Source organism: Mesorhizobium helmanticense, from assembly GCF_003034915.1.
Taxonomy (GTDB): Bacteria; Pseudomonadota; Alphaproteobacteria; order Rhizobiales; family Rhizobiaceae; genus Mesorhizobium; species Mesorhizobium helmanticense.
In genome coordinates this window covers 221,428-241,585 of sequence record NZ_PZJX01000025.1, presented here as the reverse complement: position 1 = coordinate 241,585, position 20,158 = coordinate 221,428, and the positions used below count along the sequence as shown (strand labels likewise).

General features: G+C 61.7%; 21 protein-coding genes and 1 pseudogene. 13 read left to right on the top strand and 9 right to left on the bottom strand.

Features of this window, described 5'->3' with window-relative positions; all coding sequences use genetic code 11:
* The 7 genes and pseudogenes from C9427_RS12490 to C9427_RS12460 all read right to left on the bottom strand — a co-directional run.
* Nucleotides 1-183 (bottom strand): annotated as a pseudogene (locus tag C9427_RS12490) (CpaF family protein); the annotation flags it as partial.
* 29 nt (nucleotides 184-212) lie between these two features.
* Nucleotides 213-1,496, bottom strand: a complete 1,284-nt coding sequence (locus tag C9427_RS12485; RefSeq protein ID WP_208636364.1) for a CpaE/TadZ family protein — start codon at nucleotides 1,494-1,496, stop codon at nucleotides 213-215.
* 129 nt (nucleotides 1,497-1,625) lie between these two features.
* Nucleotides 1,626-2,369 (bottom strand): CpaD family pilus assembly protein, encoded by a 744-nt coding sequence (locus C9427_RS12480; protein WP_107649460.1) that lies wholly within the window; start codon nucleotides 2,367-2,369, stop codon nucleotides 1,626-1,628.
* A 14-nt stretch (nucleotides 2,370-2,383) separates the two neighbouring features.
* Nucleotides 2,384-3,922, bottom strand: a complete 1,539-nt coding sequence (locus C9427_RS12475) for a type II and III secretion system protein family protein (protein ID WP_107649459.1) — start codon at nucleotides 3,920-3,922, stop codon at nucleotides 2,384-2,386.
* Nucleotides 3,919-4,734, bottom strand: a complete 816-nt coding sequence (cpaB, locus tag C9427_RS12470; protein WP_107649458.1) for a Flp pilus assembly protein CpaB — start codon at nucleotides 4,732-4,734, stop codon at nucleotides 3,919-3,921. Before cpaB ends, C9427_RS12475 begins: the two co-directional genes overlap by 4 nt.
* A 298-nt stretch (nucleotides 4,735-5,032) precedes the next feature.
* The gene (locus C9427_RS12465) at nucleotides 5,033-5,551 is read right to left on the bottom strand and encodes an A24 family peptidase (protein ID WP_097574432.1); all 519 of its coding nucleotides are present in this window, start codon (nucleotides 5,549-5,551) and stop codon (nucleotides 5,033-5,035) included.
* A gap of 176 nt (nucleotides 5,552-5,727) precedes the next feature.
* The gene (locus C9427_RS12460) at nucleotides 5,728-5,901 is read right to left on the bottom strand and encodes a Flp family type IVb pilin (protein ID WP_107649457.1); all 174 of its coding nucleotides are present in this window, start codon (nucleotides 5,899-5,901) and stop codon (nucleotides 5,728-5,730) included.
* Nucleotides 5,902-6,258: 357 nt separating this feature from the next.
* Here C9427_RS12460 and C9427_RS12455 point away from each other — a divergent pair, with 357 nt between their 5' ends.
* The 3 genes from C9427_RS12455 to C9427_RS12445 all read left to right on the top strand — a co-directional run bounded on the left by C9427_RS12455 (nucleotide 6,259) and on the right by C9427_RS12445 (nucleotide 8,056).
* Nucleotides 6,259-6,681: a pilus assembly protein N-terminal domain-containing protein gene (locus C9427_RS12455; protein ID WP_107649456.1), complete on the top strand. Its 423-nt coding sequence runs from the start codon at nucleotides 6,259-6,261 to the stop codon at nucleotides 6,679-6,681.
* Nucleotides 6,682-6,840: 159 nt separating this feature from the next.
* Nucleotides 6,841-7,398, top strand: coding sequence for a TadE/TadG family type IV pilus assembly protein (locus tag C9427_RS12450; protein ID WP_097574396.1), 558 nt, complete (start codon nucleotides 6,841-6,843; stop codon nucleotides 7,396-7,398).
* A 37-nt stretch (nucleotides 7,399-7,435) separates the two neighbouring features.
* The gene (locus tag C9427_RS12445; RefSeq protein WP_107649455.1) at nucleotides 7,436-8,056 is read left to right on the top strand and encodes a TadE/TadG family type IV pilus assembly protein; all 621 of its coding nucleotides are present in this window, start codon (nucleotides 7,436-7,438) and stop codon (nucleotides 8,054-8,056) included.
* 23 nt (nucleotides 8,057-8,079) lie between these two features.
* Here C9427_RS12445 and C9427_RS12440 read toward each other — a convergent pair whose 3' ends face one another.
* A complete protein-coding gene (locus C9427_RS12440) occupies nucleotides 8,080-9,003 on the bottom strand; it encodes a phosphate/phosphite/phosphonate ABC transporter substrate-binding protein (protein ID WP_107649480.1) in 924 nt (307 codons plus the stop codon).
* 156 nt (nucleotides 9,004-9,159) lie between these two features.
* Here C9427_RS12440 and C9427_RS12435 point away from each other — a divergent pair, with 156 nt between their 5' ends.
* The 10 genes from C9427_RS12435 to C9427_RS12390 all read left to right on the top strand — a co-directional run bounded on the left by C9427_RS12435 (nucleotide 9,160) and on the right by C9427_RS12390 (nucleotide 19,006).
* On the top strand, nucleotides 9,160-10,398 hold the full coding sequence (locus C9427_RS12435; RefSeq protein ID WP_107649454.1) for a phosphopentomutase: 1,239 nt from the start codon (nucleotides 9,160-9,162) through the stop codon (nucleotides 10,396-10,398).
* Nucleotides 10,391-11,281, top strand: a complete 891-nt coding sequence (gene mutM, locus C9427_RS12430) for a bifunctional DNA-formamidopyrimidine glycosylase/DNA-(apurinic or apyrimidinic site) lyase (RefSeq protein WP_107649453.1) — start codon at nucleotides 10,391-10,393, stop codon at nucleotides 11,279-11,281. The genes C9427_RS12435 and mutM overlap by 8 nt, the downstream gene beginning before the upstream one ends.
* 50 nt (nucleotides 11,282-11,331) lie before the next feature.
* The gene (locus C9427_RS12425; protein WP_107649452.1) at nucleotides 11,332-12,105 is read left to right on the top strand and encodes an enoyl-CoA hydratase; all 774 of its coding nucleotides are present in this window, start codon (nucleotides 11,332-11,334) and stop codon (nucleotides 12,103-12,105) included.
* A gap of 158 nt (nucleotides 12,106-12,263) precedes the next feature.
* On the top strand, nucleotides 12,264-12,530 hold the full coding sequence (gene rpsT / locus C9427_RS12420; protein WP_008872206.1) for a 30S ribosomal protein S20: 267 nt from the start codon (nucleotides 12,264-12,266) through the stop codon (nucleotides 12,528-12,530).
* 537 nt (nucleotides 12,531-13,067) lie between these two features.
* The gene (locus C9427_RS12415; RefSeq protein ID WP_107649451.1) at nucleotides 13,068-13,352 is read left to right on the top strand and encodes a hypothetical protein; all 285 of its coding nucleotides are present in this window, start codon (nucleotides 13,068-13,070) and stop codon (nucleotides 13,350-13,352) included.
* Nucleotides 13,353-13,378: 26 nt separating this feature from the next.
* On the top strand, nucleotides 13,379-14,923 hold the full coding sequence (gene dnaA, locus C9427_RS12410) for a chromosomal replication initiator protein DnaA (protein WP_107649450.1): 1,545 nt from the start codon (nucleotides 13,379-13,381) through the stop codon (nucleotides 14,921-14,923).
* A 346-nt stretch (nucleotides 14,924-15,269) separates the two neighbouring features.
* Nucleotides 15,270-16,388: a DNA polymerase III subunit beta gene (dnaN, locus tag C9427_RS12405; RefSeq protein ID WP_097574385.1), complete on the top strand. Its 1,119-nt coding sequence runs from the start codon at nucleotides 15,270-15,272 to the stop codon at nucleotides 16,386-16,388.
* Between the two features lie 199 nt (nucleotides 16,389-16,587).
* On the top strand, nucleotides 16,588-17,733 hold the full coding sequence (recF, locus tag C9427_RS12400; RefSeq protein WP_107649449.1) for a DNA replication/repair protein RecF: 1,146 nt from the start codon (nucleotides 16,588-16,590) through the stop codon (nucleotides 17,731-17,733).
* Nucleotides 17,734-17,764: 31 nt separating this feature from the next.
* The gene (locus C9427_RS12395) at nucleotides 17,765-18,514 is read left to right on the top strand and encodes a molybdopterin-synthase adenylyltransferase MoeB (RefSeq protein WP_167434327.1); all 750 of its coding nucleotides are present in this window, start codon (nucleotides 17,765-17,767) and stop codon (nucleotides 18,512-18,514) included.
* A 3-nt stretch (nucleotides 18,515-18,517) separates the two neighbouring features.
* On the top strand, nucleotides 18,518-19,006 hold the full coding sequence (locus tag C9427_RS12390; RefSeq protein WP_107649447.1) for a GNAT family N-acetyltransferase: 489 nt from the start codon (nucleotides 18,518-18,520) through the stop codon (nucleotides 19,004-19,006).
* A 39-nt stretch (nucleotides 19,007-19,045) separates the two neighbouring features.
* Here the strand turns inward: C9427_RS12390 and C9427_RS12385 are convergent, their stop codons facing one another.
* The gene (locus C9427_RS12385) at nucleotides 19,046-20,047 is read right to left on the bottom strand and encodes a 2-hydroxyacid dehydrogenase (RefSeq protein ID WP_107649446.1); all 1,002 of its coding nucleotides are present in this window, start codon (nucleotides 20,045-20,047) and stop codon (nucleotides 19,046-19,048) included.
* Between the last annotated feature and the right edge of the window lie 111 nt (nucleotides 20,048-20,158).

The window sequence follows — 20,158 nt, the reverse complement described above, 5'->3', positions numbered from 1 at the left end:
GGGCGCGGGCGCGGGCGCCTGCGCCGGTGCCGGTGCCGGCGCGCCGGACGGCGGCGGCGTGGGCTTGGCAAGAACCGCCGCTTCCGACGGGTTTGCCGGCACCGGAGCGGCAGGCGCAGGTGCCGGCTGACGGAATTCCGGCGTGAACCGGCTGCCGTCGTCACTGCCTCTCTTACCAAACATGATCGACTACCAATTTCGCCACGGAAACATCATTTCTTGTTGCGCGAGAACTTGCCGAGGAGATTGCCAAGGCCCGCTTTCTTTCTCGCCTTGATTTCGCTGCGCCCGGTCAGCACATGCGCAATCTCGTTGACCATGCCGACGACCGGATTCTTGGCATCCATTTCACCGAGCATGCGCCCATTGTTGGCGGCGTTTCCGAACAGCAGAGGCTCGAAAGGAATGACCGACATTGGCGAGATGCCGAGCGAGTCGGCGAAATCGGACGACGCGATCTCCGGACGCTTCGGCACGCCAGTCTGATTGATGATCAGCTTCGGCGGCGGATCGTTCGGGCGAAGCCTTTTGAACATGTCGACCAGGTTCTTGGTGTTGCGCAGATTGGCCAGTTCCGGCGTCGCCGTGATGACGATTTCGTCGGCCTTGGTCAGCGTGTTCTTGGTCCAGCCCGTCCAGATATGCGGGACATCGAGCACCAGAAGCGGCACGCTGCGCTGGGCGATGTCGACAAGCTGCGTGAAGGCGTCGGGATCGAAATCGTAGACGCGGTCGAGCGTTGAAGGCGCTGCAAGCAGCGACAGGTGCTCGGCGCATTGAGCAAGCAGCCGGTCGAGATAGACCTCGTCGATACGTTCCGGTGAAAAGACCGCCTCGGCAATGCCCTGGGCCGGATCCTGATCGAAATTGATGTTGGCGGTGCCGAAAGCGAGATCGAGATCGGCGACGAGCACTTCCGACTTGAACAGGGACGACATCGCCCAGGCCACATTGTGGGCGATGGTCGAGGAGCCGACGCCGCCCTTGGCGCCGATGAAGGCGATCGAGCGGCCGATCGGCTCGGCTTCCGGATCGACGAAGATCGACGATATCACGCTGACGATATCGGCCATCGACACCGGCGCGATGACATATTCCGAAATGCCGGAACGGATGAGCTCGCGGTAGAGGCCGACATCGTTGTAGTGGCCGATGACGACGACCTTCGAGGTCGGATCGCAATATTCGGAGAGCTGCGTGAGTTGTTCCAGCAGCTGCTTCGGCTCGCTGCGTGATTCCAGCAGGATCAGGTTCGGCGTCGGCGCCGATTGGTAGAATTCTATGGCGGTCGGGATGCCCCCCATATGGACCTTCAGATGGGCCTTGGCCATGCGGCGGTCCTCGCCGGCGCGCTCGACCGGATTGGCAACACCATCGGTCTCGCAAAATGCCTGGATCGAGATGCGCGGGATCGGCCGCAAGGCCTGCATAGCGGCGATGTCCTGCTGCGAGGTTTCGCCGCCATCCACCCCGGTTTCGTAAGCAAGATTGCTCATTGTCATCTCTTTCCGTGACTGGCGCAGCCTACAGCGCACCGCGTTTGACGGGATTTACACGGCGCGCCTGAATCTCAGTTTCATGCATATCATCATCCCAAAACCACTGAGCACGTTGGGCAACATGCATTAGTAATCCACTTCCGAATTGCCGAGGAATTCGCCCGAAATGGCCCTGTCACGGTAGACGTCGATCACCGCGCTCCGATTCTCCGCGTCGATGGGCGTCTGCTTGCGCGGCCCGAGCAGATCGGCCGGATTGGACATCTGGGCGGCAAGATTGTTCTGATACGAGCAACCGAAATCGGCATAGTGCTTGTTTTCCGACGTTTGCAGCAAGTCTTCGGGCCAGCGTCCGCATTTGTCGGTCTGGGCCTTCACCGAGACATAGGCGACGCGGATCGGCGCGGACGCTTCGGCCGAAACCGACTGATAGGTGGTCATGACGATCCGGTTGCGGCTGATGCCGCTGGCAATCGCCAGCCTGGCGAAATCGCGGCCGGCAGCGGTGGCGGCGATTTCGTTTGCCGAGCCGCTCGGGATCGCTATGGTCAGGGTGGGAGCGGCGCTCTTGTCATAGCCGTCGAGGAAGCCCAGCAGCGTGTCCCTCTGAGAGCGGGTCATGCCGCGGTCGCCGGCGCCGACCGGGAGGTCGATCTTCTCGTTCTTCTCCGCGATCACGATCGGATGGGTGGTGCGATAATCATCCGGAACAGCGCCGACCGTGATGCTGTCGCGCCTGAGGTCGGCGCAACCGGCCAGCAATGCCGCGACCGCGACCGCCAGCACCGGGACGGCTGGCCGATAGGCTCGCAAATAGCCGGACCACACCGCCGCGGTGATCGTCCTTGCCTTCGATGCTGACTGAGACATATCCGCTTCCCCGCTTACTTGTAGATGAAGCCGACAACGCCGTGATAGCGGCCATTAGGTCTGTCGGTCTGCATGGTGCCGTAGACGCGATTGACGCGGCCAAGGAACATGGCGGCGCCATCGCTGGCGGCGTTGAAATTGTCGTCCGGCTTGGCGAGATCGTTGCGCGCCACCGGCTTTACCAGATAGGGCGTGATGATGATGACGAGCTCGGTCTCGTTGCGGACAAAATCCCTGCTGCGGAAGAGCGTGCCGAGCACCGGTATCTTGGTCAGGCCGGGCAATCCCGATACCCCCTGACGAACGTCATCGCGAACGAGACCGGCGATCATCATCGAACCGCCAGAAGGCAGTTCAACGGTGGTGTCCGCGAGGCGTTTGCGGATTGACATCAAAGTGAGACCGGGCAGGTCGCCGCCCCCTTCGAGCGTTGTTGCGCCCTCCGACGTGGGTTCCGAAACCGACGTCCTCACCTTGAGACTGATGCGGCCCGCCGAGAGCACCACCGGCTGGAATTCAAGCCCAATGCCATATTCGAGCTTTTCGTTGGAGTAGGTAACCTGGCCCGTTTGGTTGTCGTTTGAAACGTTGTTCGTTCGGGCTGTGATAAGATTGAATTCACCGCCGACCTTGAACGTTGCCTTCTCGCCCGAAACGGCAGTGAGAGTCGGTTCGGCAAGCGTCTTCATGACGCCGCTTTGTTCCATCGCGTTGATATAGGCCTGAAGTCCATTTCCCAGCCCGTCGCCCAGTCTCAAGACTGAATTCGCCGAAATTGGCTTGCCCAATCCGTAATTGGGCGAACTTAGCGCGCCGTAGCTGATGCCATTCGCGCTGCCGCTGCCGATCATGTTGACGCCGAGCTGCTTCATCACCGAGCGGCTGACTTCGGCGACCGTTACCTTCAGCGTCACCTGGTCGTCGCCAATGATCTGCAACAGGTTGACAATCTGGCTGACGCGGCGCTCGGCATCCGGATTGTCGATGGCGACGCCAGCGTCGGCCGAGCCGCCGGCAGCGGTCTGCGAATACTGGCCCGTGGTCGCTTCGCCGCCGGACACGAATATGTCGGCCAAATCGGCGGCACGCTTGGCATCCAGCGGGGTGTCAACGGTCCCGGTCAGAACGACGTTGTCGTTCAGCAACTCGACTTTGACCTGAGACGACGGGATGAAGCGCTTTATATAGTCTTCCAGGCCTGCCACGTCGCGTTCGATCGACAGATCCAGGCTGGCGATCTGTTCGCCATTGGGGCCGAAGACGAAGATGTTGGTCTCGCCAACCTGCTTTCCGAACAGATAGATGCGCCTGGCGGTGCGCGTCACCGCGTCGGCGACCGCCGGATTGGCGACGAGAATGTCATAGGCGTCGCTCGGCAGGTCGATGACCACCGATTTGTTCAATCCGAGCTTGACGCGCTGGGTGGCGGTCGAAGCCGTCACCTCGGCATTCCTACCCGCCGCATTCGCCTCGACGAGGCCATGCGTATTCGTTGCAAGGAGAAGGCCGATTGCCGCAGCCAGGGTGACCGGTAGTTTGCCGTTTAGCCTCATTTCCTTGTCCCCACTTCGGAAACTTCGCCCGACTTGATCAATCGCACCGTTCCGCGCCGCCCATTACCGGAAACAAGATAATCGGCCTCGCCCAGATTCTTCTCCTGGGTGTCGGTGATCGACCGCAGCGCCAAGGTCAGGCGATCCGCCATCTGCTGGGCGACGGTGATGATCTCCGCCTGTTGCGGCGTCAATTCCAGCGTGGCGGTCTGGCCGACCCTGGTCTTCTTGCCTTCCTCGTCTTCCTGGATGGTCTGGTCGATCGCCAGGATGCGGATGTTCTTGAGAATGGTTTCGGTCGTGAAGCCAGCGGGCGCGCCGTTGGCGGCATCGGCTCTGCGGGTCATGATAACGTCGACGAAGTCGTTGGGGAGGATGAAGCCGCCTGCCGACGTGTCGGCCGATATGGTTGTCGCGACAGCCCGCATGCCAGAGGGCAGGATCGACGACATGAAGCTTTGTCCCTCGCCGACCAGCTTGGAGCGCCGCAGCGGCTCACCGGCATACATCGCCACACGGGCGACTGCGCCTTTCAACTTCTCCAGCGCTTCCGGCTCGGCGGCGCGCGTGATGAAATTCGCGTTGATCCCGTTAGCCGGCCAGGACTGCCAACTGATGTTGTTCTCGAGCTGGCTTCCCATCGTAACATCGCCGGACAGGACAAGGACGTCCTGCAGCGCGATCGCCGGCGCCTGGGGCCCGGACTCGACGATTTGCGGCGGAGGAGCCGCCACCATGTTTTTCGCAACATAGCCTGCGCCACCCGCCGCAGCCACCGCCACGCCTAGAATGATCAGTCGGGATGCTGGCATCTGTCCGAACCTCGCCCTTGGCAAACCACGTAGCCAAGCCGGACATTGCAGCGGCAATCGTCAAAACAAGGTTAATGTAATGCTTACGATCGTGATTAATTTAAGGTTTACATAAATTAGAGCGATCCGGCCTGGCAGGCAAAAAGGCGGCCAAGCCGCCTCTGGCATGGCACGAAGAAAGAGGCGGCCAAGCCGCCTCTGGCATGGCACGAAGAAAGAGGCGGCCAAGCCGCCTCTGGCATGGCACGAAGAAAGAGGCGGCCAAGCCGCCTCTGGCGAACACATCCTGGAAAAGAAGCTAGGCCGCCAGCCTTGCGAGAGCCCACGCCATCAACGGCGAAGCCGGAAAGGTGAGCAGCCCGCCAATGCCAAGCGCGATGCCATAGGGAACGCCGGTCTTCTCGTCCGCGAAGTGGCGCAAAAATGGGTTGTGGCTCGTAATGGCCGCGAGCGGCGATTTCCGATAGACGAGAATGGCAAGCGTCAGCAGGCCGCCGATGAATGTCGAGGCCACGAGATATTCGACGAGATGGATGTTCAGCCCCATCCAGATGGCGGTGGCGGCCAACAATTTGGCGTCGCCACCGCCCATGCCGCCGAGCGCAAACAGACCGAACGTCACGGCGAGAACGAGGCCGCCGGCGGCGAAATGCCAGCCATAGGTCGCCCAGTCCATGCCCGTCAACGGCGCGACCAGCGCAAAGACAACTACAAGCAGCACCGGCACGCGATTGGCGATCGTCATCGACAGCATGTCGGAGATCGCGGCGAAAAGCATGCAGAACGGGAAGACGACGAAGATCAAGGCTTCAAGCATCGGCGCGGCGCCCATGGTCAACTATCCGGGTGTACCCAGGGTCAAACTGTAACTGGCCCCCAGCCTAGGCAAGTTGGATTAACGATTGATGAGGTGGCCAACTGAAAAAACGACCGGCACAGCGAAAAAGGGCCGCCAACGAGGCGGCCCTTGCTCTGGAAGACGACGAGACGTCTTTAGTTGGTGCTATTAAGCGTTTCGGCGACGTTGGTGAACTTCGCGTTCAGCGCGGTACCCAGCGAGCCGGCGCCGACCATGATGGCGAGCGCGATGAGAGCGGCGATCAGACCGTATTCGATAGCGGTCGCGCCGGATTCGTCCTTCACAAAACGTGCAACGAGATTAGACATCGGGAACTCCTACTCCACGTGTTACAGCAATTCCGTCAACTTCTCTTGGTGGTTGATCGGATGCTGCCAATCTATGGAGAAGCTCTTTCGATCGGCTTAATAAACAGCCTTACCGATTCCTTTCGAGCTTCCTGGGCATTGTGTGGTTAACCATCAGCTAAAGTAAGGCCAAGGCGCTGAAAAGCAGATCACCGGCCCCAAGGGACCGGGTTTCGGGATTTGAACCCGGCGATCCGGCCGAGCAAGCGGATCACAAGGTTTTTCCCCGGCACCTTCGGGAGTTCCCATTCGCTTAACCGTTGGTTCACCAATCTCCTTCATATTCCGTTGAGCAGTTTGTCGCCGTGGAGCGCTTCAATGACCAGGCCGAGATCGTCATTTTCGATTGCCGCGTTTCTGGCGGCCGCGGCCTTTGTCGTGCCGGCCAAGGCCGGCGCCGGCATCGAGGTCACGATGAACCAGGCCAAGATCGTCAAATTGTCGCGCCCCGCGGACACCGTCGTCGTCGGCAATCCGGCTATCGCCGACGCTTCCGTGCAGGATGCATCGACGATCGTGCTGACAGGCAAGGGCTTCGGCGTCACCAACCTGGTTGTCCTCGATCAGGACGGCAGCCCGATCGTCGACGAGCAGATCACCGTCGTGCGGCAGGCCGCGTCGTCGGTGCGCATCTACCGACGCGCCGAAGTGCAGACCATGTCCTGCGCGCCATATTGCGAAAGCTCCTACAAGAGCGAAGCGGAGAAGACCTCCGAAGCCGAAATGAATGCCGGCCGGTAGGCGAACGGACTAGTCTCTTCTTCATCTCGCTGACATGTCGCTTCGGTTACCGGCCGGTTAAAATCCTTCCGCAGAATTTATCGACCATCCAAACTGGACCTCAATGCATTTCCGCTAATGATCCTCCCGACACCGCGTCAGGATCGGCAGGAACAGAGTATGGGCAAAGCAGGGCGAACAGGTTTTTTCGGACGCTTCGTCCGCGACCGGCGCGGCAGCACGGCGCTGGAATTCGCGATCCTTGCCATTCCGTTCGCCCTACTGGTCTTCGCCATACTGGAGAGCTGCATTTCCTTTGCGGGGCAAGAGGTGATGGCCAACGCCACCGACGACGTCGCACGCCGGCTGCGGACGGGCCAGGAAAAGCAGGCCGACATGAACGAGGCCACGCTGAAGGCCATGATCTGCAGCCGGTTGGAGATCATGGTTGCCAAAGACTGTCCCGGATTGGAGGTGGATCTGCGCAAATACGATACCTTCGCCGCAGCCGCGGCCGCGGGCTTCAAGATCCAGGACCGCAAGATCGTGCTGACGGGCACGACTCCAACGACTTTTACGGTATCCCCGGGCCCGGCTGAATCAATAAACATGCTGCGGGTTTTCTACAAATGGCCTGTCATGACCGATTTGATGGCCAGTTCGATGGCCAATCTGGAAGGCGGCAAGACGCTGCATTTCGCGTCGATTACCTGGCAGAACGAGCCGTTCGACAACTGAGAATTGCACCGTCGTGCGAGCAAAAAAGGACAAGGGCATGGTTCGTGCGGGGGCACATCTGGGCATCACGGGCTTCTGTACGAGAGCAATCCGGTTTTGCTGCGACCGCCGCGGTATCGCGGCCGTCGAGTTTGCCTTGATCGTGCCTGTCCTGCTGATCATGTACTTCATGACCATGGAAGCCTCGCAGGCCATCGAGACCAGCAAGAAGGTCAGCCGCATCGGCAGCATGGTGGCCGATCTCGTCACCCAGCAGCAGTCCGTCAGCAAGGCCCAACTCGATGCGATCATGCAGATCGGCAATTCCACTCTTCAGCCCTATAACCGCTCGACCCCGAAAATCATCATCACCGCGATAGAGGTCACGAGCGATACGACGCCGAAGGTGCAGGTTGTCTGGTCGCGCAAGATGGTCAATGGCGCCTTCAGCGCCGACGCGGCGAAGGCCTCCATCACGACGGTTCCACCAGCGCTTAACGTCAAGGGCACTTTCCTCATCCGGGTCGAAAGCGAGCTCGGCTATGAGCCGATCATCGCATGGACGGCCGAGAAGGCGAAGCCACTTGGATTGACCGCCGCCTTCGCCAACATAACTATGGGTGAAACCTACTTTCTCAGGGCACGCAGGAGCCCGACGATCTCCTGCAGCGACTGCTGAAGCAACCGTTTGAGCAATATGCACTATCGTTGATGGTCGCTGCCTGACACCAGGCGCACGACAGCCGCGGCCATTGCGTAATCCTGCGGACGGGCAACGGTGAACCCGCCGGAATGTTTCGCTTCCAGAAGATCGTAGATATCCGGCGATATCGATCTGAGGTTGGTGAGGAACACGGTGAGCCGCCGCTTGGCCTCGGGGTCGAGGTCGCTGCGAACCGCATGGGGCCCATATCGCAGCAGGCCGGACTTCCACACGACCTGAAGCGCCGTCTTCGAAAGTCCTGCCGCTTCCAGCCTGGCGACGGTGCCACCCGCAATACCCGGCCTGTCGTCGGCCGCTGACGGTATCCAGCCAAACAGGGCATCGGCCTCGCCATCGACCAGCATTGCTTCGGCCGCCGCAGCCGAACTGGCGTGCGTCAGAAACGGCGCGTCCTCGGCGACCTTGACGCCTTCAGCGGCCAATCCTGCAAGCGGCAAGAGCGAGCCGCCGATGCTGTCCGAGGGCGCCATGACGATACGGTGCCCTGCCATCGCCGCCAGACCGGGAACCTTGTCATCCCGCGTCAGCAGAACCGATCGGATGCCGACGGCGCCGTCGGAATCGACCGGCGCCACGAGAGGTTCGACGCAGCCGCAGCGTTCCGACGCGGTGGCGTAGGCGGTCGCCGAATAGACCGCATATTCGATGCGGGCATCGGCCTGCGCCTCGATCAGCGCCGCATAGTCGCGGGCAACGACGAACTCCACCTTCATGCCAAGCGCCTTGGTGTAGGCGTCCGTCAACAGAGCCAGACCCGGAACGCTGTTGCCGGCGCCGGATTCGGCGACGATGCCGATGCGAAACGTACCAATATCATCCCGCCAGTCGGCGCGCGCCGGGCCGGGCCATGAAGCGCCAAGCAGCGCCAGGATGGCAGTGGAGGCCTTCAAGGCATGTTTCATGTGTTTCCCCGCCGCATTTCCATCGAGCCATGCCATTCGGCAATCGCTGTGTCTCAACTATCGCGCCATGCCGTTGCCGTTTGGTTTCCGAATTGCCAATGGCGGCGCGGCCCCCTATGTCTTGGCCAACAGACAGAGAATAATGAATTCCTGATAATGGCGCGCGCCTTCCTTTTCGTTCTCGATTCCTTCGGCATCGGCGGCGCAGCCGACGCCGAGCGCTATGGCGACGCCGGCGCCAATACATTCGGCCACATCGCCATCGCCTGCGCGGAAGGCCGCGCGGATCGTGAAGGCTTGCGCAAGGGACCACTCGCCGTACCCAACATGTTCTCGCTCGGGCTTGCCCGTGCGGCCGAGACCGCGACCGGGCTGAAACTCGGCAATGGCGAGTTGCCGCAGGCGACGGCCTTTCATGGGGCGGCGCAGGAAGTCTCCAGCGGCAAGGACACGCCGTCGGGCCATTGGGAAATCGCCGCCCTGCCGATCCGCTTCGACTGGGGCTATTTCCCGGACACGGTCCCTGCGTTTCCAGCCGAACTGACCGAAGCAATCATCCGGGAAGGAAAGGTGCCGGGCATTCTCGGCAATTGCCACGCCCCGGGCACCGAGATCATCGAGCGGTTCGGCGAGGAGCACATCCGCACCGGCAAGCCGATTTGCTACACCTCCGTCGATTCGGTGCTGCAGATCGCCGCCCATGAAACTCACTTTGGCCTGGAGCGGCTCTACGAATTCTGCAAGATGGTGCGCAGGCTGGTCGATCCGCTGAACATCGGCCGTGTCATCGCACGGCCGTTCATCGGGGAAAACGCGGGCAGCTTCGAACGGACGCACAACCGCCGCGACTACGCCGTGCCGCCGCCGGAACCGACCTTGCTCGACCGGCTGACGGCGCGCGGCAGCCGGGTCATCGCGGTCGGCAAGATTGGCGACATCTTCGCCCATCGCGGCATCTCGGAGGTGCGCAAGGCTGCCGGCAATATGGCGATGTTCGACAAGGCACTGGGCGCGATCGACGACGCCGGCGAGGGTGATCTCGTCTTTGCCAATTTCGTCGATTTCGACACCGAGTTCGGCCACCGACGCGACGTCGCCGGCTATGCGGCGGCACTCGAGGCCTTCGACCGGCGCCTGCCCGAAGCACTGGCCAAATTGAAGCAGGGCGACCTGCTCATCCTCACCGCGGACCATGGCAATGATCCGACATGGCGCGGCACCGACCACACGCGCGAACGCATTCCGGTGATCGGCACCGGACCGGGGTTGAAGGGCGGCGATATCGGGTTGCGAACAACCTTCGCCGACATCGGTGAAACCGTCGCCGAGCATCTCGGGCTGGCGCGCGGCCGCCACGGTACCTCCTTCCATGCAACGATAGGCGCCCATGCCTGAGCTGCCGGAAGTCGAAACGGTCCGCCGCGGCCTGCAGCCGGTGCTGGAAGGCGCACGCATCGCCGGCGTCGAGGCGCGCCGAGCAGACCTCAGATTTCCGTTTCCGGAGAGATTTTCGGAGCGGCTGACCGGCAAGACGATCACGGCGCTCGGCCGCCGGGCCAAATACCTGACGATGCATCTGGACGGCGGTCCGGTGCTGATCTGCCATCTCGGCATGTCGGGTTCGTTCCGCATCGAAACGGCCGACAGCAGCGACCTGCCGGGCGTGTTCTATCACGAGCGTTCAAAAAGCGCCGCGCATGATCATGTCGTGTTCGATGTCGTCTCGCCGGAAGGCGGCCGATCGCGCGTGATCTTCAACGACCCGCGCCGATTTGGTTTCATGTTGTTTGCGGAAGGGGCGCCCGACACACACCCGATGCTGGCGGGGCTGGGTGTCGAGCCGACGGGCAATGCGCTGGATGGCGCGCTGCTCGCCTCGCTGCTGAAAGGCCGCAAGTCGCCACTGAAAGCAGCACTGCTCGACCAGCGGCTGATCGCCGGGCTCGGCAACATCTACGTATCGGAAGCGCTGTGGCGCGCCGGCCTGTCGCCGCTGCGCGAAGCAGGCACCATCGCCAAGGCCGGGAAGAAGGCTGGTGAGCAGGCTGAACGCCTCGCCGCGGCGATCCGTTCGGTTATTGCCGATGCGATCGCCGCCGGGGGATCGTCGCTGCGCGACTATATGCAGACCGATGGCTCACTGGGTTATTTCCAGCATTCGTTCGCGGTCTACGATCGGGAAGGCGAACCCTGCTCCAGGCCTGGTTGCGGCGGCCATATCGAGCGCATCGTGCAAAGCGGACGCTCGACCTTCTATTGCCGGACCTGCCAGGGGTAAGCTAGGACCGATCGACATTCACCGATTGCCTGGAACGAGGAGGCGAAGCCATGGCCTATGAGACCATCATTGTGGAAACGCGCGGCAAGGTCGGGCTGATCACGCTGAACCGGCCGAAGGCGCTCAACGCGCTGAACTCCGAAGTTCTGAAGGAGGTGGTGGCGGCTGTGAACGGATTCGGCGCGAACCCCGATATCGGCGCCATGGTCATCACCGGTTCCGAGAAGGCCTTTGCCGCTGGCGCCGACATCAAGGAAATGCAGGCGATCTCCTTTGTCGACGCCTACGTGCAGGACTTCTTCGTCGGTTGGGAAGAGCTCACGCGGACGCGAAAGCCCATCATCGCGGCGGTTGCCGGCTACGCGCTCGGGGGCGGCTGCGAACTGGCGATGATGTGCGATTTCATCATCGCCGCCGACAATGCCAAGTTCGGACAGCCCGAAATCACGCTTGGCGTCATGCCGGGCATGGGCGGATCGCAGCGCCTGACCCGCTTCGTCGGCAAGTCGAAGGCGATGGACATGTGCCTGACCGGACGGATGATGGATGCGGCGGAGGCCGAGCGTTGCGGCCTGGTGTCACGCGTCGTGCCTGCCGGCGAGTTGATCGAGGAAGCGCTGAAGGCGGCAGCCAAGATTGCTGATTTTTCGTTGCCGTCGGTGATGATGGCCAAGGAGGCCGTCAACCGGGCCTTTGAAACGACACTGGCCGAAGGGTTGCGGTTCGAACGCCGCCTGTTTCACTCCTTGTTTGCGCTCGACGACCAGAAGGAAGGCATGGCGGCCTTTGCCGAAAAGCGGAAGCCGAATTTCACCAACCGCTAGGACCCCGGCATTGCCGGCCAAAAAGAGCGAAGCGGCGTTGACGCGCCGGAAAAGCTGAACTATAAGCCGCTCCAACCGAGGCGGCCGCGTGGCTGCCCGTTTGTTTTTTGCGCCCTGCGGCATCCCGCGAGCGCCCACCAGATCAGAAGAGAGGCATCATGGCCAACACCTCCTCGGCCAAAAAGGCAACGCGCAAGATCGCCCGCCGCGCAGCGATCAACAAGAACCGCCGCTCGCGCGTGCGGACCTATGTCCGTCAGGTCGAAGAGGCGCTCGCTTCGGGCGACAAGGCTGCCGCGCAGGCTGCCTTCAAAATAGCGGAGCCGGAACTGATGCGCGCCGCGACCAAGGGCGTGGTGCACAAGAATACGGCATCCCGCAAGGTGTCGCGACTCGCCCAGCGCCTTAAAGTGCTGTCGGCCTAATATACCTTTCCTAAACTTGTCTTCTTCAAGCCCGGCCGATCGCGCCGGGTTTTTTCGTTTGCCGGCAAGTACTTAAAAAGGAAAGCCCGCAAACGACACTGCGAGTGGATTTCAAAGTCCCAAATGCTTTGCCGGCATATACATGTCCGCTGATGTTCGAGTCCTCGAAAGAGGCCTGCCTATAAAATATAGGCTGTCATAAATTATCTAATTATTTCAAATCGTTACAGGTGGTCGTCCACAGCTTGTTCACATCGCAGGCGGGGGATCGTGGACAATTGGCTGTCAAGGAAATTATTTCAGAAAATTTCGCGCGGTGCGGCCTTTTTCATATTCGCCGGAAAAGGGTTTGAATCACAATGGCTTTGTCAAAATGTGCGGTTGCAGTATAGCGCCCTGACCCGCCTGTGCTAACCAGATTCCTTAAAAATCCGTTAGTCGTGGCCTTGCCCTATCCACAACGATTTCGTTAATGTCTCCCTATCGAGAGGGACGGGCCATTGGCCCTTGAACCCAGCCTGAATCGGCCAGCTGAAAATGGCGGAATTCATGACGTGGATCGTTTCCGCGCACGGGTTTGGTTTGTCTTTCGATGCGGTAGGGGACTGGCGTAACTGTACATGGCAGGTCAACGACGCGCCGGCGTTTTCGCCGGGTGGAATTGCTTTGCCTTGGCATGACCAAAGCGGGCTGACTCTTCAGAGGTCGGCGCCGGTCCCTTGGCAACGAGACGACATCATTGCCGGCGGCGGTGATGATGTCGCAGCGAAGACACGGTCGCCGGAAACATGGATGCAGGAGGCGTATCCCCGGCGGAAATAAGGTACAAAAGGACAAGGAACTCTATCATGCAGAGCGGCATCGAAAGGGAGCTTACGAGCGACCTCCCATTTCCTGGAACCTTGATCGGAGGGGACGACATGTCGGCTTCCAACGACGCGGAACAGAAGTTCGACCGGGTGAAGGCCCAGTTGAAGGCGCGTCTGGGAACCGAGGTTTATTCGAGCTGGTTCGGACGCATGAAGGTCGCCGAGGCTTCCCGGGGGATTGTCCGTATCTCCGTGCCCACCGCCTTCCTGCGCTCGTGGATCAACGGCCACTACCTCGACCTCATCGCCGAGCTCTGGAAACACGAGGATCCCGAAATCCTCAAGATTGAGATCGTCGTGCGCAACGCTACCCGCCCGGGGCGCAATGGCGTCGAGCCCGAAGCGGCGCCGGCGCGCAAGATGACAAGGCAGGCGCAGACGGCGCTGGCCGCCGGAACGGCAAGTCCAGGCAGGGTCGAGCGTGCACCGACACCTCGCCCAGGCATGCCGACCGAGACCGAGTTCAGGCACAATGTGCTCGGTTCCCCGCTAGACCCGCGCTACACGTTCGGCTCCTTCATCGAGGGACCGTCGAACCGGGTGGCGTTCGCCGCCGCCAAAGCGGTGGCGGAATCGCAATCGAGCGCGGTGCGCTTCAATCCACTCTTTCTCCATGCGACGGTCGGGCTCGGCAAGACGCACCTTTTGCAGGCGATCGCAGCGGAATCGTTGAAGCAGAATCCGAAATCGCGCGTCGTCTATCTCACAGCCGAATATTTCATGTGGCGCTTCGCCACCGCGATCCGTGACAACAACGCGCTGACGCTGAAGGAACAGTTGCGCGACATCGATCTCCTCATCATCGATGACATGCAGTTCCTGCAGGGCAAATCGATCCAGCACGAATTCTGCCACCTTATCAATATGTTGCTCGACAGTGCCAAGCAGGTGGTGGTTGCCGCCGACCGGCCACCGTCGGAGTTGGAATCGCTGGAGCCGCGCGTCCGCTCACGCCTCAATGGCGGCGTCGCGCTCGAAATGTCGGCGCCGGATTTCGCCATGCGCATCGGCATGCTCAAGCTGCGTCTTGCCACTGCCAAGGCCGATGACGCCTCGCTCGACATTTCCGAGGAGATCCTCAACCATGTCGCCCGCACGGTGACCGGCAGCGGGCGCGAACTCGAAGGCGCGTTCAACCAGCTTCTGTTTCGCCAGTCCTTCGAACCGCAGATTACCATCGACCGTATCGACGAGATTCTCGGCCACATCTATCGTTCGGGCGAACCCAAGCGGGTGCGCATCGAGGACATCCAGCGCATCGTGGCGCGCCACTACAATGTGTCGAAGACCGAACTCTTGTCCAACCGGCGCACGCGCACCATCGTCAAGCCGCGTCAGGTCGCCATGTATCTTTCGAAAGTGATGACGCCACGCTCCTTGCCGGAGATAGGCCGGCGTTTCGGCGGCCGCGATCATACGACGGTGCTGCATGCCGTGCGCAAGATCGAGGATCTCTCGGGCGTCGACAACACGCTGGCGCAGGAGCTCGAATTGCTGAGAAGACTGATCAACGATCAGGCTTGATCGGCTCCAAAGAACGAAAGCGCGTCGCGTTTGGTTGGTTCATGCGACGCGCTTGAGATCTCTGTTTTCATGCATGTCGTCGTCGCAAAACCGCCGCACACTTTTGCGCGACATGCGTTTGTTTTCATGCATGTCGTCGTCGCAAAATCGCCGCACACTTTTGCGCGACATGCATTGGCAGGCTTTATCCCCAGAAAGCCCGCGTAACCGGCCCGAACCGGTAGCGCGGGCTTGCGTTTGCGGGGTTTTTCCTGTCAGTTTGTGCAGATTCTGAGCCTGTTCAGACCTTTCGCGGGGAGCCGCTTGCCGGAGACCCGTTCATTCATTCAAGCGAGCCTGTTTCGTCATGCGTGTTATCCTGGAACGGTCAAATCTCCTGAAGTCGCTCAATCACGTTCACCGCGTGGTCGAGCGGCGCAACACCATACCGATCCTGTCGAACGTGCTGTTGAGCGCCGAAGGCGCCACTCTCGAAATGAAGGCGACCGACCTCGATCTGGAGGTGACCGAAGCCACGCCCGCCAAGGTCGAGCGCGGTGGCGCGACGACGGTCCCGGCGCACCTGCTCTACGACATCGTGCGCAAGCTGGCCGATGGAGCGGAGGTCATGCTGAAGACCGACGAGGACGGCAACGCCATGACCGTGACCTCGGGCCGCTCGAGCTTCCGGCTCCAATGCCTGCCGCAGTCCGATTTCCCTGAGCTTTCGGCCGGATCGTTTTCGCATATCTTCCGGCTGGATTCGGTGGCGCTGAGGGGACTGATCGAGAAGACCCAGTTCGCCATCTCGACCGAAGAGACGCGCTACTATCTCAACGGCATCTATCTGCACACGCATGAGGCCGGCGGCAAGCTGAAGCTGCGCTCGGTTGCGACCGACGGCCATCGCCTGGCGCGCGCCGAGATCGATGCGCCGGCCGGATCCGAAGGTATGCCGGGCATCATCATTCCGCGCAAAACGGTCAGCGAGCTGCAAAAGCTTGTCGACGACCCCGATGTCGCCGTCACCACCGAATTGTCCGACACCAAGATCCGCTTCACCATCGGCAGCGTGGTTTTGACGTCGAAGCTGATCGACGGCACATTCCCGGACTATCAGCGCGTCATCCCGACAGGCAACGACAAGAAGCTGATCATCGACCGCCAGAGTTTCGCCGCCGCCGTCGACCGTGTCTCGACCATTTCTTCCGAACGCGGCCGAGCCGTGAAGCTTTCGATCGCCGAGGGGCAGGTCACGCTTGCGGTCAACAATCCGGATTCGGGCAGCGCCACCGAGGAACTGGCCGCGGACTATTCATCCGATCCGATCGAGATCGGTTTCAACGCCAAATATCTGCTCGACGTCGCCGCCCAGCTGACCGGCACGGAGGCAAAATTCATGCTGGCGGACGCCGGTTCGCCGACGCTGATCCACGACATGGCCGACGAAACCGCACTCTATGTGCTGATGCCGATGCGGGTGTAGCCGCGCTGCGTCGGTGATCCGGCCGCGCCAGACGACAATGATTGCGGCAACTTCTAAAAGCGCGCCGCATTCGACCGGCCTTATGCGATGCGCTTTAGATCCTTGTTTTATGCATGTCGTTATCGCAAAACCGCTCCACACCCTCGGGTCAGACCCGTGGGCATGCTTTTGCGCGACATGCATAACAGGCGGATAGCGGTTGCCGGAACAAACCTATATAAGTAAGCTTACACTTACTAATTTCCGCAACTATGCCGCGCTGTCGATCGAACTCGCGCCCGGAGCCGTGGTGTTTTCCGGCGACAACGGCGCAGGCAAGACCAATCTCCTGGAAGCGATATCGCTGCTGACGCCGGGACGTGGCCTGCGCCGCGCCCCTTACGCCGATGTGGCTCGCGAGGGCGGCGATGGTGGCTTCGCGCTGCATGCCCGGCTCGACGGGCCGGATGGCCCGGTCGAGATCGGCACCGGGATTTCGGGCGGCGACAACGCTGGCGACGGCGGCCGGCGGGTGCGGATCAACGGCGCCGCAGCGCGCTCGGCCGACGACATGCTTGAATGGCTGCGCGTCGTCTGGCTGACGCCGGCGATGGATGGCCTTTTTCCTGGCCCGGCCGCCGACCGGCGGCGCTTCCTCGATCGCCTGGTGCTGGCGATCGATCCCGGCCATGGCCAGCGCGCGCTCGACTATGAAAAGGCGATGCGCGGCCGTAACCGATTGCTTACGGAGAATTCGCGCGACGGCGCATGGTTCGACGCGATCGAGACGCAGATGGCCGAAACCGGCGTGGCGATTGCCGCGGCTCGTGCCGAATTGGTGCGCCTGCTCGCCGCCATGATCGACAGGCTGCCAGGCGACAGTCCGTTTCCGCAAGCCGATATCGGCCTGTTCGGCGAACTGGAAGGCCAACTCGCCAACTCGCCAGCTGTCGATGTCGAAGAACGGTTTCGCCGCGCCCTTGCCGAAGGCCGCGATCGCGACCGCGCCGCCGGGCGCACGCTCGACGGTCCGCACCGTTCGGATCTCGTGGTGCGGCACCGGCCAAAGGCGATGCCGGCCGAACTCTGCTCGACCGGCGAACAGAAGGCGCTGCTTGTCGGCATCGTGCTGTCGCATGCAAGGCTGACCGGCGAGATGTCCGGCATGACGCCGATCCTGCTGCTCGACGAGATTGCAGCCCATCTCGACAGCGGCCGGCGCGCCGCGCTGTTTTCGATCCTGGAAGAGCTGAACTGCCAGGCCTTCATGACGGGAACCGACGCGGCGCTGTTTTCCAGCATCAAGGGACGGGCACAGTTCCTGACGGTCGACCACGGCATGGTTGGGCCAACGGAAGACGCCTGACAAGTTTTTTGCACCGCAGTAAGGTTTGCAGATGACCTCTCTGACCGACCAAGAACTCGAACGCTATGCCCGCCACATCGTGCTGCCCGAAATCGGCGGGCCCGGCCAGCAAAAATTGAAACGTGCGCGGGTTCTGATCATCGGCGCCGGCGGACTGGGTGCGCCAGTGCTCGGATATCTGGCGGCCGCCGGCGTCGGCACGCTCGGCATCGTCGACGACGACGCCGTCTCGCTGTCAAACCTGCAAAGGCAGGTGATCCATGGCACCGACACGGTCGGCATGGCGAAAACCGGAAGCGCCAAGGCGGCGATCGCCCGTATCAACCCCCACGTCACCGTGGAAGAGCACAATTTCAGGCTGACGGCGGACAACGCCCCTGCCCTCGTCGCCCGCTATGATGTTGTCGTCGACGGCTCCGACAATTTCGAGACGCGTTATGCCGTGGCCGACGCCTGCGCGGCGGAAAAACGGCCATTGGTGCACGCCGCCGTCGGCCGCTTCGACGGCTCGGTGACGGTGCTGATACCGTTCGAGACCGGCACCGACGGCAGGCCGAATCCGAGCTATCGCGATCTTTTTCCCGAGGCGCCGCCGCCCGGACTGGTGCCGTCCTGCGCCGTCGCCGGCGTGCTCGGCGCGCTGACCGGGGTGATCGGCACATTGCAGGCTATGGAGGCGATCAAGCTGATCGCCGGCATCGGCGAGCCGCTCGTCGGCCGGCTGCTGCTCTATGATGCACTGGCCGCGCGTTTCGACACGATCCGCTACAAGAAGAACTAGACCATGGACCGCACCGCGGGTGTTGCAGTCACGCAGCTTCCGGCCGATTGCGGTCGTTGGGACGAGGTGCTGGCGCTGATCATGCGTGCCTTTGCCACGATGGACGGCGTCATCGATCCGCCATCCTCGGCGCATCGCCTTACCGCGGAAGATCTCCGGGACAAGGCCGGGCGGGAAACAATCTTCGCGGCGCTGAAAGGCGGCAGAATCATTGGCTGTGTGTTCGTTCTGGAGCGGACTGAGGATTTCTACGTCGGAAAGTTGGCGGTCGACCCGGGCTTTCAGGGACAAGGTATCGGCAGGGGACTGATGCAGGCTGCCGAAGCTCTTGCCCGCAGCCGAGACAAGCGCGCGATCGAGTTGCAGACGCGGATCGAACTGACCGGAAATCACGCGGCCTTCGCCCGCCTCGGCTTTCGCGAAACGGATCGGACGGCACATGACGGCTATAGCCGAGCGACCTCGATCACCATGCGCAAGGTGCTTTCGTAAGCCTGCGCTGATCGCAGATGAGTAAGCGCTGTCAGCCGATCACGCCCGTAACGGCAGCACGCGGTCCGGCGGGCGGTGACCATCGAAAAAGGCACGGATGTTGATGATGACCTTCTCGCCCATGTCGATGCGGCCCTCGAGCGTCGCCGAGCCCATATGCGGCAAAAGCACGACCTTGCCCTTGGCGGCGAGCTTCAAGAGTTTCGGGTTCAGCGCCGGCTCGTGCTCGTAGACATCGAGGCCGGCACCGGCGATCTTGCCGTCCTGGACCAGCTTGACCAGCGATTCCTCGTCGATGATATCGCCGCGCGCCGTGTTGACGATGTAAGCGGACGGTTGCATAAGCGCCAGCCGCCGCGCCGAAAGCAGGTGGAAGGTTGCCGGCGTTGATGGACAGTTGACCGAAATGATGTCCATGCGGGCAAGCATCTGGTCGAGGCTTTCCCAGTAGGTCGCTTCCAACTCGTCCTCGACGGCCGGCAGTACGCGATGACGGTTGTGGTAGTGAATCGAAAGACCGAAAGCCTTGGCCCGCCTGGCAACCGCGGTGCCGATGCGGCCCATGCCGACAATGCCGAGGCGTTTGCCCCAGATACGCCGGCCCAGCATCCAGGTCGGCGACCAGCCGGCCCATTTCTTGTCGCCGGTCAGCACATTGGCGCCTTCCGCCAGCCGCCGCGGCACCGCCAGCATCAGCGCCATCGTCATGTCGGCCGTATCCTCGGTCAGCACGTTGGGCGTATTGGTGACGGTGATGCCCTTCTTGGCCGCCGCCGCCACGTCGATCTTGTCGACGCCATTGCCGAAATTGGCGATCAGCTTCAGATTCTCGCCGGCCTGGGCGATCAGCGCCGCGTCGATCCGATCGGTCACGGTCGGCACCAGCACGTCGGCTTCCTTGACCGCCGCGACCAGCTCCGGCTGCGTCATCGGCCTGTCCTCGACATTCAACCGGGCGTCGAACAGCTCGCGCATGCGGGTCTCGACCGGGTCGGGCAGCTTGCGCGTTATGACCACGAGCGGCTTTTTTTTGCCTGCCATTGTTCCCTCGAATCCCGATCCCGTTGAGACCTCTTTAACCAAGACCGGCGAAACTGCGAACCGATCACGGCGCCGGTCATCCATGTAACAAGCGGTGCCGCCGAAGACAAA

Coding starts and splice junctions, on each gene's coding strand:
- C9427_RS12460 (WP_107649457.1), bottom strand. CDS start 5,901: ATGTCTAATCTCGTTGCACGTTTTGTGAAGGACGAATCCGGCGCGACC.
- mutM (WP_107649453.1), top strand. CDS start 10,391: ATGCCTGAGCTGCCGGAAGTCGAAACGGTCCGCCGCGGCCTGCAGCCG.
- C9427_RS12390 (WP_107649447.1), top strand. CDS start 18,518: ATGGACCGCACCGCGGGTGTTGCAGTCACGCAGCTTCCGGCCGATTGC.
- rpsT (WP_008872206.1), top strand. CDS start 12,264: ATGGCCAACACCTCCTCGGCCAAAAAGGCAACGCGCAAGATCGCCCGC.
- C9427_RS12385 (WP_107649446.1), bottom strand. CDS start 20,047: ATGGCAGGCAAAAAAAAGCCGCTCGTGGTCATAACGCGCAAGCTGCCC.
- C9427_RS12485 (WP_208636364.1), bottom strand. CDS start 1,496: ATGAGCAATCTTGCTTACGAAACCGGGGTGGATGGCGGCGAAACCTCG.
- C9427_RS12480 (WP_107649460.1), bottom strand. CDS start 2,369: ATGTCTCAGTCAGCATCGAAGGCAAGGACGATCACCGCGGCGGTGTGG.
- dnaA (WP_107649450.1), top strand. CDS start 13,379: ATGCAGAGCGGCATCGAAAGGGAGCTTACGAGCGACCTCCCATTTCCT.
- C9427_RS12440 (WP_107649480.1), bottom strand. CDS start 9,003: ATGAAACATGCCTTGAAGGCCTCCACTGCCATCCTGGCGCTGCTTGGC.
- C9427_RS12395 (WP_167434327.1), top strand. CDS start 17,765: ATGACCTCTCTGACCGACCAAGAACTCGAACGCTATGCCCGCCACATC.
- cpaB (WP_107649458.1), bottom strand. CDS start 4,734: ATGCCAGCATCCCGACTGATCATTCTAGGCGTGGCGGTGGCTGCGGCG.
- C9427_RS12415 (WP_107649451.1), top strand. CDS start 13,068: ATGGCGGAATTCATGACGTGGATCGTTTCCGCGCACGGGTTTGGTTTG.
- C9427_RS12435 (WP_107649454.1), top strand. CDS start 9,160: ATGGCGCGCGCCTTCCTTTTCGTTCTCGATTCCTTCGGCATCGGCGGC.
- C9427_RS12445 (WP_107649455.1), top strand. CDS start 7,436: ATGGTTCGTGCGGGGGCACATCTGGGCATCACGGGCTTCTGTACGAGA.
- dnaN (WP_097574385.1), top strand. CDS start 15,270: ATGCGTGTTATCCTGGAACGGTCAAATCTCCTGAAGTCGCTCAATCAC.
- C9427_RS12465 (WP_097574432.1), bottom strand. CDS start 5,551: ATGCTTGAAGCCTTGATCTTCGTCGTCTTCCCGTTCTGCATGCTTTTC.
- C9427_RS12475 (WP_107649459.1), bottom strand. CDS start 3,922: ATGAGGCTAAACGGCAAACTACCGGTCACCCTGGCTGCGGCAATCGGC.
- C9427_RS12455 (WP_107649456.1), top strand. CDS start 6,259: ATGACCAGGCCGAGATCGTCATTTTCGATTGCCGCGTTTCTGGCGGCC.
- C9427_RS12425 (WP_107649452.1), top strand. CDS start 11,332: ATGGCCTATGAGACCATCATTGTGGAAACGCGCGGCAAGGTCGGGCTG.
- C9427_RS12450 (WP_097574396.1), top strand. CDS start 6,841: ATGGGCAAAGCAGGGCGAACAGGTTTTTTCGGACGCTTCGTCCGCGAC.